The sequence below is a fragment of the Geminicoccaceae bacterium genome, from assembly GCA_020638465.1.
In the GTDB taxonomy this organism is placed as follows: domain Bacteria; phylum Pseudomonadota; class Alphaproteobacteria; order Geminicoccales; family Geminicoccaceae; genus JAGREO01.
The window spans coordinates 204,839-217,059 of record JACKIM010000003.1; the positions used below are offsets into that span (position 1 = coordinate 204,839).

Annotated in this window: 10 protein-coding genes; 1 reads left to right on the forward strand and 9 read right to left on the reverse strand. The window is 62.1% G+C overall.

What is annotated here, in order from left to right; translation table 11 throughout:
* Positions 1–2: 2 nt before the first annotated feature.
* The 6 genes from H6851_20585 to H6851_20610 form a co-directional block, all read right to left on the reverse strand.
* Positions 3–869, reverse strand: a complete 867-nt coding sequence (locus tag H6851_20585) for an ABC transporter permease (GenBank protein ID MCB9946003.1) — start codon at positions 867–869, stop codon at positions 3–5.
* Entirely contained in the window at positions 869–1,948 is a 1,080-nt protein-coding gene (locus H6851_20590; protein MCB9946004.1) for an ABC transporter ATP-binding protein, read from the reverse strand. The genes H6851_20585 and H6851_20590 overlap by 1 nt, the downstream gene beginning before the upstream one ends.
* Positions 1,949–2,040: 92 nt before the next feature.
* Positions 2,041–3,114: an extracellular solute-binding protein gene (locus H6851_20595; protein MCB9946005.1), complete on the reverse strand. Its 1,074-nt coding sequence runs from the start codon at positions 3,112–3,114 to the stop codon at positions 2,041–2,043.
* A gap of 125 nt (positions 3,115–3,239) precedes the next feature.
* A complete protein-coding gene (locus H6851_20600; GenBank protein MCB9946006.1) occupies positions 3,240–4,535 on the reverse strand; it encodes an FAD-binding oxidoreductase in 1,296 nt (431 codons plus the stop codon).
* A 54-nt stretch (positions 4,536–4,589) separates the two neighbouring features.
* Positions 4,590–5,705 (reverse strand): mandelate racemase/muconate lactonizing enzyme family protein, encoded by a 1,116-nt coding sequence (locus H6851_20605; GenBank protein MCB9946007.1) that lies wholly within the window; start codon positions 5,703–5,705, stop codon positions 4,590–4,592.
* 234 nt (positions 5,706–5,939) lie between these two features.
* Positions 5,940–6,725 (reverse strand): hypothetical protein, encoded by a 786-nt coding sequence (locus H6851_20610; GenBank protein ID MCB9946008.1) that lies wholly within the window; start codon positions 6,723–6,725, stop codon positions 5,940–5,942.
* A 262-nt stretch (positions 6,726–6,987) separates the two neighbouring features.
* On the opposite strand from H6851_20610, the gene H6851_20615 reads away from it, so the two are divergent.
* The gene (locus H6851_20615; protein MCB9946009.1) at positions 6,988–7,371 is read left to right on the forward strand and encodes a hypothetical protein; all 384 of its coding nucleotides are present in this window, start codon (positions 6,988–6,990) and stop codon (positions 7,369–7,371) included.
* 737 nt (positions 7,372–8,108) lie between these two features.
* On the opposite strand, the gene H6851_20620 is transcribed toward H6851_20615, so the two are convergent.
* From H6851_20620 to H6851_20630, 3 genes are all read right to left on the reverse strand, one after another.
* Positions 8,109–9,071, reverse strand: coding sequence for a pirin (locus tag H6851_20620; GenBank protein MCB9946010.1), 963 nt, complete (start codon positions 9,069–9,071; stop codon positions 8,109–8,111).
* A 759-nt stretch (positions 9,072–9,830) separates the two neighbouring features.
* Positions 9,831–10,898, reverse strand: coding sequence for a ParB/RepB/Spo0J family partition protein (locus H6851_20625; protein MCB9946011.1), 1,068 nt, complete (start codon positions 10,896–10,898; stop codon positions 9,831–9,833).
* A complete protein-coding gene (locus H6851_20630; GenBank protein ID MCB9946012.1) occupies positions 10,891–11,772 on the reverse strand; it encodes an AAA family ATPase in 882 nt (293 codons plus the stop codon). The genes H6851_20625 and H6851_20630 overlap by 8 nt, the downstream gene beginning before the upstream one ends.
* Between the last annotated feature and the right edge of the window lie 449 nt (positions 11,773–12,221).

A 12,221-nucleotide genomic window follows, 5' to 3' on the forward strand; every position in this document is an offset into this window, starting at 1 on the left:
CCCTACTCCTTGGCCACGGTGGTTGCGAGGCTCTGGCCGGTCAGCCGCAGGCCCAGCCAGATCACCGCCGAGGTGAAGGCCAGCAGCAGGACGCCGAACGTGGCCCCTGCCTCCCAGTTGTACCGGGTGATGAACTGGTTGTAGATCTGCTCGGTGAACCAGCTCGAATTCTTGCCGCCCAGCAGGATGGGCGTCAGGTAACTGCCCGCCGTCAGCATGAAGGTGATGATGCAGCCTGCAACGATGCCCGGCATGGCATAGGGAACGATAATCCGGCGAAAGACCGTCAGGCGGCTGCCGCCCAGATTGTAGCCCGCCTCAAGCAGGGCATCGTCCATGCCTTCCAGCGTCGAGACCAGCGGCACGATCATGAACAGGATGACGGTGTAGACCAGACCGATCACCACCGTCACGTCGTTATAGAGGAACTCCACCGGCCCCGAGATCACGCCCAGCCACTGCAAGGCTCCCGATATCAGGCCGGTCTCGCGCAGGAGCACGATCCAGCCGAAGGCGCGCACCAGATCGCTGACCCATAGCGGGATCAGGCAGAGCAGGAACAGGGCGGCCTTGCTCCGCTGCCGGGCAATCTTGGCTATGTAATAGGCAACCGGGAATCCGACCAGCAGGGCAAGAGCGGTAACGAGGATGGACATCCACGCGGTTCGGAGCAAGGTGTTCCAGTAGATCGGCTCACGCAGGAAATCCATGTAGTTTCCGACGCCGAAGGTATATTGCCGCGGGCCGATCTTCTCGCGCAGGGAAACATATCCGATGCCGAGTTGTGGCAGCACGACGAGGAGCACGATCCACAGGGCGAAAGGTGTCATCAGCAGGATCAGCGAAAGCTTCGTGCTGTCCGAGCGCATTACGCCGCCTCTTTCGCAAAGCACAGGGCCTTTTCGCGAGGCCAGTGGATCCTCACCCCGTCACCTTCCGCGACACCGGCAAGTCCGCTCTGGTCGGCCACCTCGATCAGGCTCCCGCCGGCAGTACGCACGAGAATGCGGCTGTTGGCACCGTTGAACAGCAGGCTGTCGACCGTTCCGGACAATGTCGCCCCTTCGCTGCCCTCGCCGATCCCGATCACCTCGGGACGAACGAAGACTTCGACGGTACGGCGCTCGCCCAGCCCGCTCTCACCGATCCCGGCAAACACCTTGTCGCCATTGTCGAGCGTGACGGCCGCCATGCCGTCCGAGAGGTTGTCGATCCGGCCGGACCAGCGATTGCTGTCGCCGACGAAACCCGCGACGAAACCCGACACCGGACGGTCGTACAGCGCCTTGGGCGGGCCGACCTGTTCGAAACGGCCGGCATTCATCACCGCGACGTTGTCGGACATGACCAGGGCTTCGGACTGGTCGTGGGTGATGTAGAGGAACGTCGTTTCGAACTGGTGCTGAAGCTGTTTCAGCTCGATCTTCATATGCTCGCGCAACTTCAGGTCGAGCGCTCCCAGCGGCTCGTCGAGGAGCAGGACATCGGGTTCGAGGACCATGCAGCGGGCAATGGCGATGCGCTGCTTCTGCCCGCCCGAAAGCTGGGAGATCTTCTTGTCCTCGACACCGGGCAGCCCTACCCGTTCGAGGACATTCGCTACCTTGCGGGTAATGTCCGCGCGATTCTCGCCCCGGCAGCGCAGGCCGTAGGCAATGTTCTCGCCTACCGACATCATGGGGAAAAGTGCCAGATGCTGGAAGACCATCTTCACATTGCGCTTGTTGGGGGCAAGGTGAAGAACCGATTCGTCCTTGATGATGATGTCGCCCCGGCTCGGCGTTTCGAACCCGGCAATCATCCGCATGAGGGTCGTCTTGCCACAACCTGATGGACCCAGAATGGAGAAAAACGACCCGCTGGGAATATCAAACGAGACATCGGACACGGCCGTGAAGGTGCCGAATTTCTTGGTCACGTTGACACAGCAAAGGTCGTACATCGCCATCCTCCCGTCATGTCTTCAAGAAGGCCCGTGCCGCGGAAGGTGCGATGCACCTCCCACGGCTGCGGGTCCGGGGATATGCTTCCCCTTGCCATTTATTGGGCCGACGCGGCCTTGATGCGTTCGAGTGCGATACCTTCCATGTCCTCGAGTCCGGGAGGAATGTTGGCAAAGAACTTCAGATTGACCAGATCGTTCTCGTCGAATGCGGCCTGAACAGCGGCACGCTTGTCGTCGGGCAACAGCTCGATACCGTTCTTGACGGCGGAGATTGCACCGGTCGATGCCGACATGATGGTGACATTTTCGGGCCGGAGCACGAAGTTGATCCACTTGTATGCAGCATCGTCGGCCTCGCCGCCACGCGGGATGGCGAAGGTGTCGATCCAGGCGAGAGCCCCCGTCTCGGGCGGAATGAAGACGATATCCTTGTTCTGCGCGTAGAGCTTGAACGCGGTGGAATCCCATGTTTCAGAGACGATGACCTCGCCCGACAGCATGAGGCTGGAAAGATCGTCACCACCAGTCCAGTAGGTCTTGATGATGCTCTTGCAGGCGATGAGCTTGTCGGTGACCTTGTCGAGCATGTCCTGATAGGCAGCCGTGTCGGCATACAGCTCGAACGGGTTCATCCCCATGCCGAAGGCGGTGCCGAGCAGGATGGTCCGGCGAAGGCGCATCGAGGTGCGGCCCTTGTATTTCGGATCGCACAGATCGTTCCAGCCCTTGACGTCGGGAGCCTCGGCGATATTGGCCATGACGCCCGAGGTGCCCCACTGGTGCGGCACGGCATAGACATTGCCGTCGATGGTGGCGTTGGCCTTCACCCCTTCGAGCAGGCTCATTGCCATGACCGACGTGTCGATCTTCTCCAGATCGAGCGGTTTGTAGATGTCGTATTCCAGCTGGGCTGCGTAGATACGATCGTGGCTGGGCTGAGCCAGGTCGTAGCCGGAACCACCGGTGGCCCGCAGCTTGGCGATCATTTCCTCATTGTTGGAAAATGTCACCTCGACATCGATATCGGGGTTTTCGGCTTCGAACTTCTTGATCAGTTCTTCAGGTGCGTAGCTGCCCCAGGTGAGCAGGCGCAGGGTTTCCGCCGATGCCGACGATGTCATCAGCATCATGGCCGTTCCGGCAAGCATCAGCTTGAGTGGAGACTTCATCATGTCACTCCCGAGGTTATCGTCGTTGCTGGATTTGCGGTTCCGTCATGCGGATGACCGTATCGAAAATCGAGATTGCCGTCAGCGCCCTTTCCTCCTTGCTGTCCATTGGCACCGCCGCCCGCTCACAATCCCAGCCGGTCGCGCAGGCGGTAGAACTGGACCGCGGCCGGCAGGAACCACGGTTTTCCACTGTAAAACGGTCGTGTAGGGAAATCGGTCTCTCCCAGCCCGGTGGCGGCATCGGCCTGCCCGAGCACGGCCCGCCCCGTCTTCATGCCCAGGTAGCTGGCCATTCCGACGCCCGAGCCGCAATACCCCATGGCATGGTACACCCCGTCCTTCCTGCCGACATGCGCGAGGGTGTCGAACGTATAGCCGACCAGTCCCATCCAGGAGTGGGAAATCCTGCACGATTCAAGTTGCGGAAAGATGCGGACCATCTCCGCGTGGAGACGTTTCGCACTGGTGGCCGTATCGCTTTCGGCAGCGCTCACCCGTCCGCCGAAGACAATGCGACGCCGGTCGGGGGACGAACGGTAGTAGTAGACAACCTTTCTCGTATCGGAGAATACCCTGCCTTTGGGATCGAGTTCATCGACGAGCGCCTGCGGCAGTTCCTCGGTGGCGATGACATAGCTGCCGATGGGAATGATCCGGCGCCGGTGCCAGCCCGACACGGCATCCGTGTAGCCGTTGGTGGCGAGCACCACATCCCGGGTGCTGATCGTGCCGCGTGCGGTCTCGACCTTTGCGCCGGCGTCGCCGGTGGAAATGCGGGTCACGCGGGTCAAGGGCAGCATCGTCGCGCCTGCATGCCGGACAAGGTCGAGCAGACCGGCATGGTAGCGGCCCGGATCGATCGAGGCGTGCTCGTGGAAGACCACGCCGCCGTGATAGAGACCGCTGCCGATCTCCTCGCGTTGCGCATCCCGGCCGACCACCGTCACGCGTGTCTCAAAACCGGCGGGCTGGTTTTCGGCGTCGTGCCTGAGCTTCTCGAAACCGCGGGCCGAAAGGGCGGCATGAAACCGACCGCAGGGCGCAAAGGCGCAATCGAGGTTCTCGTCCGTGACGAATTTCTCGATGAACGAGCGGGACTGACGGCCATCGGCGAGAATGCGCCGCGCGGTCGCCTCGCCATATCGTCGCGTGAGCTCGCCATGGCCGGGCTTGACCGAATGGCTGATCTGGCCGCCATTGCGGGTCGAGCACCCCTCCCCGAGCCTCAGGGCGTCGACAACGACCACGCTGCGTCCGCCCCGGGCGATCTGCAGGGCCGCGTGCAGGCCGGTATAGCCGGAGCCGACGACCACCGCATCCGTGCTGGCCGGCACCTCGCCGGGAATGTCCTCGGCCGGGGGAAACCGGTCCCACCAATAGGGCGTCGTGCGGAAATCGGAGGTGAAAATGTCAGTCATGGGAAAAAATCCGAACGGCACCTTGAAACCATCCGCGAAATGGTCGTTTCGGCATCATTCGACCTCACTCACCTGATAACGGGATCGCGCCAGCCATTCCGGATCGATCTCGATTCCCCAGCCCGGAGCATCGCCGACATGCACTTTGCCGTCGACGACATCGTAGGGCGAGCGAACGAACAGACCTTCCTGCCAGGGGTAGTAATCCGGTCCCTCGATGGAGAATTCGAGATACCGGCCCGCATTCGGGATCGCCCGCAGGACATGCATGGTGAACAGCGTCACCAGCGAGAGGTTGGCGCAGTGTGGCGTGACCGGCAGCCCCGCCGCTCCGGCAAGGCGAGTGACCTCCAGCGTCCGCCCGATCCCCCCGATGTACATGACATCGGGCTGGACGATATCCACCGCGCGCATGTCGATCATCCGCCGCCATGTCGGGATCTGGCAATCCTGCTCGCCGCCCGTCACATCGATGGCCAGACCGGAAAGCGCCTGCGTGACCTCGCGGGTCTGCTCCAGTTCCCAGTAGGGGCATGGCTCCTCGTAGTGGCCGATCCCGTGATCATCGAGCATGCACCCGTATTCGATCGCCTGCTGCGGCGCAAAGCAGGAATTGGCGTCGGCCAGCAGTGCGATCCCCTCATCCCTGAACGCCCGGGAAACGGCGGGGATGATCTCCTCGGTTCGCCCTTCCCACTCGTCCCTGCCGCGCCCCACCTCGGCACCGATGCGGAACTTGAAGGCATCGAAACCGAACTCGCCGCGCAACCGGCGGAAGCGCTCGACCTCGTCCGCGGGCGTGATGTCGCGCTTCATCGACGACGCATAGGCCCGCAGCGGCCCCGGCGATCCTCCGAGAAGCGAGGTCACCGGCAGGCCCGCACGCTTGCCGCGCAGGTCCCAGATCGCGGTCTCCAGACCGCCCATCGCCCGGCAGACATAGGAGCCAGGAAACTTGTGCTCGCGTTCCTGAATGAAATTCAGATGATCATCGAGATCGTCGATCGGCCGGCCAAGGGTCCAGGGGGCCACCTGCCGGTGCAGCACCAGAGCCGTGATGTCCGAATGGTAGGTCGAGACCTGCCCCCAGCCGGACGCGCCGGTCTCATCCGTCACGCGGGTGAACCCGACGAATTCGTTGCAAAAGGTCTCGATCCGCCTGATCAGCATTCGCCTCGCCTCCGCCACAGGGTTTTGCCCAGAGAAGTGACGCAAAATCGTCCCGGTGAGAAGGTCCATTCGTCATGCGCGGACAATCCGGCGGGAAAGGATCCGTGTCCGGAAACACCGGCGACGCGTTGATCGCCATGCTGCCGGCCGATCGTGACGGTTCCGCGACAGTCGCCTCGACCGGCTTGTCACAATCACACAATTTTTACTGTAGAATAACCCCGCGCGAAGGCGTCAGGGAATGCCGGAGAGCGATTTTCCGAACACGGGGTGGGGTTTGCAGACCGGCAGCGGCCGCCTCGCCGACACGGGCCGCACGGGCGGCGGCGGCAGGTCGGGGAAATCGCCGGGCGGGAGCGCGCGGATGAGGCGCAGCTCGTCCGGCGCGAAGATGGCAAACGCTCCCGCCTGCGGGGTCGTCATCATCGCGTCGAGGATATGCTCGTGGAGACTTTTCAACAGGCGGGACCGTCCCCTTGCGCGGAGCCTTTCCTCCTCGCTGCGGGATTTCCTCGCCCTTGCGGGTTTCGCCGCTCCGGGAGTGTCCTTCGTGAGCGACCATGGCACCGGGCAGACATCCGGCACGTCGATCCCTCTGGCCACCGACTTCAGCAGCGAGGTGATGACATTCCCCATTCCCCTGCGTCCGGCACGATCCAGCCATGCCCTTTCGGCACCATCCGCCGAGGCGACGGATTGCGCCAGGGAGTTGTCCTGCAACCGACGGAACCAGTCGCGGGAGTGGAACAGCAGCAGACGGTGGAGGATCGCCCGAAGGCCATGTCCGCCATGTGGGGATAGTCCCGCCCGCATCGCCGACAGGACACCCGCCACATGCGGCAGATGTTCCAGCCCGTCGACCTCCGCCACATCAAGCCGGACCTGCGGCCCCGCCAGCACGCCGCGCCGCCCGGTCGCCACCAGCCAGCACACCTTCAGGAAACGAGGCGCGCCCCAGCGAAAGACCCGGCCGGCGAGTTTGCGCGGCGATGTGGGGGGTGTGGGAGAGGTGTGGGACATGGGGGGAGGTTATGATGGAAAGGTAGTACGAGAGTCAAGGAATTTTTTCATATAATGGTGCCGCTATACCTGCCTGTTTGCTGAACGCAGTCCTGCCAGCCTCATGCCTCGCCGATGTCTGAAAACTTTCAAGGGTACCACGCTGAGCCAAACTGCAATTTACACAAAATTTTATGTAACAATATTTGACGCGATGTAACACTCTGAGACAAACTCCTCATGTGTATAAATGTCACCTTATGGTTTAATGACGAGGTCTCGAATGGAATCGATCATCGACCAGATCATCGCCTGTGTCCGCCCCGGGCAGGTCATGGCCAATCCTGGCGGGGGCACCTCGCGAATCAAGCGCTCGGATCGTGAAACCCTGTCCTATATCCGCGGCCACTCCCGCATGTATCTGCCCATGGACGTGCTCGTTGCCGCCTATTGCAAGTGGTGCAACAAGCAGGTGACGTCGGCCGAACTGCGCGACTGGCGTCCCGATGTCTTCGATTCCTCCAGAGGCGGGCATTCCTGCAACTGCACGTTCTTCTTCATGGTCCTGCAGCAGGCCGGCCTTGCCGGCGATATCGAAGGTGCTGGAAAGGCGGGATCCCCCTTTTCGGTGAACGTGTTCGATCTTGCCGAGGTTGCAGCCGCCTGAGTCTCTGGCTGTTCAATTCCGCGGCTGTCTCCCTGCGACGGCCCTGCCCTGCTTCGAACCGCTCCGGGTCCTGTGAACCGGAGCGGTTTTTCATGATGGCGCACCCCATCGCCAGAGCGTTGACCATCGCCCGATCATTCCCTGCATCGAAAGACGGTCGCTGCAGTTTTCGGCGATATCAGCGATAGATGTGCGATGCCTGCAATTGTCCGGCCCGTACCCGTCATGCCGCCAACGGAATCGCGCACTGTCCGGCCCGAAGTGTTTCACTGTGAAACACTGTCGCTCCGAAAAGACAGCTCGACACGGCACAGCCAGGTGAACCGTCGAGCTGCTCGTGAACGACCGTGAATCTCTTTGGGTCCATTCCCGCTGCCTGCCGTCAAGCATTTGCCCTTGCGTTCAAGCGCCATGCAGGCTGTGCTCCCGGTCGGTCGCCAGAGTATCCCGTTCAGGCGGAATAGCCTGAACGATCAGGAAAGGCGTTGAAACAAACACTCTCGCCGCAGTCGCGGTTGTTTATCAGTGTCGAAAAGTTTTCCACAATATCTTGGATAGATCTGTCGATGAACCGGGGATGAACGGCGAATGGACGTGTTATTACGAGACCTTGCTGGCAAATGGGTCTCCACTGTATCCGACCGGCATGCGCCGAAGCGCGACTAAATCCCGAACGGCTGCCGGTGGTATGCTTAGGCCCGGCCCCGGATGAATCGGGCCTGTCCAGGAGGATGGGATCAGCCCCGGCCAGCGACGCGCCTGTGCGCCTTGTGTCCGGCCAGCGACACGACCGATCTCGGAGGTGCCGGAGGTGCGCTGGCATGGAGGATGACCCCCTCCTCGTCGACATCCACGCGCGCCTCCGGATAGACCAGGAGCGCATTCTGCAAGGCGTCGCGGAAGCGGTTGCGGAAATCCCGCTCGCGCGCATAGTTCGGGCCGAAGGCGCGATGCAGTGCCCTCCAGGAGATGGGTGTCGGGCGTGCGAGGACATGCAACCGGTAGGCCAACCACACATAGACATCCAGCGACAGGCTCTTGCCGGCCAGATGGCGTATGGCGGGCTCGAACAGGACGGCCGGATGCTGGAGCAAGGCGTTGTAGAAACTCTCCGACAATTCCACTGCCTGGGCAAACAGGTCGGGCTGGCGATCTTCTCCGATGTTGAAAGATCCGCGGATGATCGTGTCCTGCCACCGTTCGCGGGTCGTCTCGGTCTCGTAGGCCACGCTCACGAGGCACTGCTCGATACGCATGGCCTGCTCGCGTGCCGCCTTGTAGCCCTTGCCGCTGTTGTCGACGCCCATGGCACGCAGCCAGGCATGCATCGAATTCCCGAGTTCGACGCGTCTCGACCGGTTGCGGTAGGCTTCATTCTGCAGGAAGATCATCATCAGGCGTCCGGTAGGCCCGTAGGGGACGCCGCAATAGCGGCCACGCTCGTCCTTGGTCGGCTGGATCATCAAGGTCGCGCCATCGCCATTATGGCGCTGCCAGACGGCATCGGGAGCGGTCCTGCGATGGGGCAGGTAGATGGTGCAGAGAACGGAGTGAAGGAACGAGCGGGCTTCGGGACGTTCGGCGGATTGTTCGAGAATGTCGGCGGCAACGCGAAGGTTCGCACGTTCCTGACCACTCTGGGCCTCGCGCAGGGCATCGCTCAGACCCTTGTTCATGATCAGGTCATGCTCGACCGCCATCCACCGCTCCTCATGCCGCGTATAAAACCGTTGAGCGAATCGTCGCGACCGGGACGACGCAATCGCATCACCGATCACTCCAAGGACCGACTGACAGGATGAACCTAGCGGCTTTTTGCCTGCCGGTCGATTCGGGATTTTGTCGCGATTGGCAGGTAACATGCTGGACCCGCGACTGAATTCAATTTTTGAATCCATTTTGGATTCCCAGATATGGGGACCGCGACCATGTCCCGGACATTGCGCGACCATGTCCCGAAACCCCGCCTGCAAACGCGACCATATCCCGGAGGATAACCACGACATTCGCGACCATGTCCCGTGGGATGATCTACAGGCCGCGACGATATCCCGTGGGATAAGGATCGGGCCTTGCAGGCATGAACGGATGGAATGTGGCAATCGGATCGCAACAGGTGTGGTGATCATGTCTTGCGGGAGGAATCGGGATATCTCTCGAAGGCGATGTCTATGGCGTATGGATCTCGTGCCCTGCGCGACCATGTCCCGAGGTATAAAATCCGATAAAGTTGAGGCACGAGGAGCTGCGCGACCTGCCGGCGATGGCCGAACGGCCGGAGGTTTTTGCCGGGGCTCATGTCGTGCCGTTCGCTATCGAGCCTTGCGAATGCGTCGATGGCGGCGGAATCGTGGCGTTTCCTGACGATGCCGCAGCGTTGGAATCGTGCTTCGACGGTTGCCGATAACCGCTGTCGGCTCGCCGGTGCGGGTGTTTAACTGTTAAACACCCGGTGCGGGTCAGGTCGACGGCGCAGTGTCGATGGCGCGCCGGACGGCCTCGACGATCGATTCAATCTCTGCCGGTTCGAGGTCGGCGGCGAGATCGATGCTGTAACGTCCGTGGCGGTCGCGCCTGAACTGGCCGATGACCCGGCCGTCGGCCATGCGCAGCTGCCGCTTCTCCGATCGCTCGGCGGGGATGTGAGGCTGCGCCAGCTTGATGACCTGCCGGGCCCGCGCATCAGCGGAAGAGGCGGGCCTGATCTTGCCCCATCTCTCGGTGATGCGTTCGACACAGCGTTCGACATCCCCATCGAGGGCGGCCGCCAGGGCCTCAAGCGTGCGCATGCTCAAAGGACGTGGATCGCCGATGATCGCAATCAGCGGTTCCGGCAGTTCGGGCAGCCGGAGCAGGCGGCTGACATAGCCCGGCGAAAGGCCCATGCGCTTGCCCATCTGCCGGACGGAAAGATGCTCCGCCTGCCCGAGCGCGCGCATGAACCGGGCCCGCTCGTAGAGGCTCAGATCCTCCCGTTCCTCGTTTTCACGAATCATCAGACGGAGAAGTTCCTCATCGTCGAGCTGGCGGACCACAGCCCGGACCTTGCGTCCAAGCCGGCGGCAGGCCTCCCGGCGCCGACGGCCATAGGCAATCTCGAAACATTCCTCCCGCGAAGGATGGGGGCGGACCATGATGGGCTGGTCCTGACCATTCTCGTCAATGCTCTGGACAAGCGAATCGAAGGCCGAATCGGCGAATGCCTGAGGGACACGGTCGGCCGGGTAGCGATCGAGAACCCGCTCGGGATCGAGTTCGACGGTCACCTGGCCCTGTGAGCGCATTTCCTCCAGAGCGGCGCGCAGCTCGGCGTTCTCCTGAAGCAATCCCTGTCGCTGCTGTTCGACGAGGACGGCCGGTGCGCCGCCGACGCGCCCGAGCCGGTGGGGTCTGGATGCGTCGGCGGCGGCAGGCGCGGATTCGGCGCGCTCCGCAGTCTCCCCCGGGTCGGCGGGCGGGACGCTCCTTCCCGCATAGATGTCGGCCAGTCCGGCGCGGAGATCCTTGGGGCGTTTACGCTCAGGCATCGACTATGGTCTCCTGCGGCTGATGGTTGCGATTCGGCAGGCTGCGACGTCCCCAGGCCCGCCAGAGAATCGATTCGAGATCGAGGCAAAGCGCATCCAGCGCGTCCAGAGCCCGGTTATACGCCTTGCGCCTGCCGTCATCGGGTTCGTACTCGTAGAGCGTCTGCCACTGCGAGCCCGCATGCCCGAGTGCTGCGGTCTGGAGCATGGTCGTCCGGACGACCTGATCGGGCATGCGGGCCAGCATCCAGTGATAGCACTGCGCCTGGGCCGCCTGGGCCGGATCGAAACGGTTGACGATGAGCCGGACGAAATCGAGGTCGAGCTGCCGTTCATCGACACCGAGCTCCTGCAATTGCTCCAGCAGGAATGCCGAGAAGCGGAAGAATTCGCCCATGCTGGCAATGTCCAGCTGGCTCATGGTGACCGGTACGAAGATGCCACTGGACGCGACCAGCGCATTGAGAGTGCTCATGCCGAGGTCGGGACGGCAATCGAGCATGATCACGTCATAGGACTGGCTGATCTCGTCCAGTCCGCGCCGGAGGTAGTCGTGGATGGGCGTTGTCGCCTGAAGTTTGGCACGTCCGGCAATCTCGAAATCGGTCAGTGCCAACGCGAGATTCGCCGGAACGAGATCGAGGCCGGGCCAGTAGGTCCGGATCGGCAGTTCAGCGAACTTGCGATCCCCCGAAACATAGCCGTAAAATGTGGCGTCATCGGCCACGTCCTGCGACGGATTGAGACCGAAAAGGGTCGTTGCGGAAGCCTGCGGGTCGAGATCGACGAGCAGGACGCGATATCCGCGCAGGGCAAGGTATTGCGCAAGGTGCACGGCCAGCGTGGTCTTGCCCGTTCCACCCTTGAAGATCATCGACGCTATGACCTGACAGCGTTCGTCATCCCGCCGTCCCGGCTGGTAACGCGTGCTGCGGGGGCTGGCATGTGCCATGTGCCGTCGAACGGCTTCGATCTGTTCGGCGCTGAGCAGGAGTCCACCCCGTTTGCTCATGCGGCGCTGCTCTTCGGGAACCAGCCTTTCCTGCTCACAGACGTCACGCAGGCGAGGCACGCTCAATCCGATCCAGCGGGCTGCTTCCCGGGCCGTGAACAGGCGCAGGCGCTTGGTCGAGGCAGGTTCGAAGACCACTTCGAGAATGCGTTTCTGCAACTCGTTGACGTGATCTGCGACTTCCGCCAATTGCCGTGTCGTTGTCGTCATGCCGGCATCCGTCTCATCTGTGCAATGTTGTCTCGACGACAATGCAGCAGAAAACCGATAATCCGAAAACAACAACAATGGGCGCTGTTTTCGGAAAATGA

What these genes read in the sequence shown, in the direction of transcription:
- H6851_20600 (MCB9946006.1), bottom strand. Translation starts at nt 4,535, where the DNA reads ATGACTGACATTTTCACCTCCGATTTCCGCACGACGCCCTATTGGTGG.
- H6851_20625 (MCB9946011.1), bottom strand. Translation starts at nt 10,898, where the DNA reads ATGCCTGAGCGTAAACGCCCCAAGGATCTCCGCGCCGGACTGGCCGAC.
- H6851_20610 (MCB9946008.1), bottom strand. Translation starts at nt 6,725, where the DNA reads ATGTCCCACACCTCTCCCACACCCCCCACATCGCCGCGCAAACTCGCC.
- H6851_20615 (MCB9946009.1), top strand. Translation starts at nt 6,988, where the DNA reads ATGGAATCGATCATCGACCAGATCATCGCCTGTGTCCGCCCCGGGCAG.
- H6851_20585 (MCB9946003.1), bottom strand. Translation starts at nt 869, where the DNA reads ATGCGCTCGGACAGCACGAAGCTTTCGCTGATCCTGCTGATGACACCT.
- H6851_20620 (MCB9946010.1), bottom strand. Translation starts at nt 9,071, where the DNA reads ATGGCGGTCGAGCATGACCTGATCATGAACAAGGGTCTGAGCGATGCC.
- H6851_20605 (MCB9946007.1), bottom strand. Translation starts at nt 5,705, where the DNA reads ATGCTGATCAGGCGGATCGAGACCTTTTGCAACGAATTCGTCGGGTTC.
- H6851_20595 (MCB9946005.1), bottom strand. Translation starts at nt 3,114, where the DNA reads ATGAAGTCTCCACTCAAGCTGATGCTTGCCGGAACGGCCATGATGCTG.
- H6851_20630 (MCB9946012.1), bottom strand. Translation starts at nt 11,772, where the DNA reads ATGATCTTCAAGGGTGGAACGGGCAAGACCACGCTGGCCGTGCACCTT.
- H6851_20590 (MCB9946004.1), bottom strand. Translation starts at nt 1,948, where the DNA reads ATGGCGATGTACGACCTTTGCTGTGTCAACGTGACCAAGAAATTCGGC.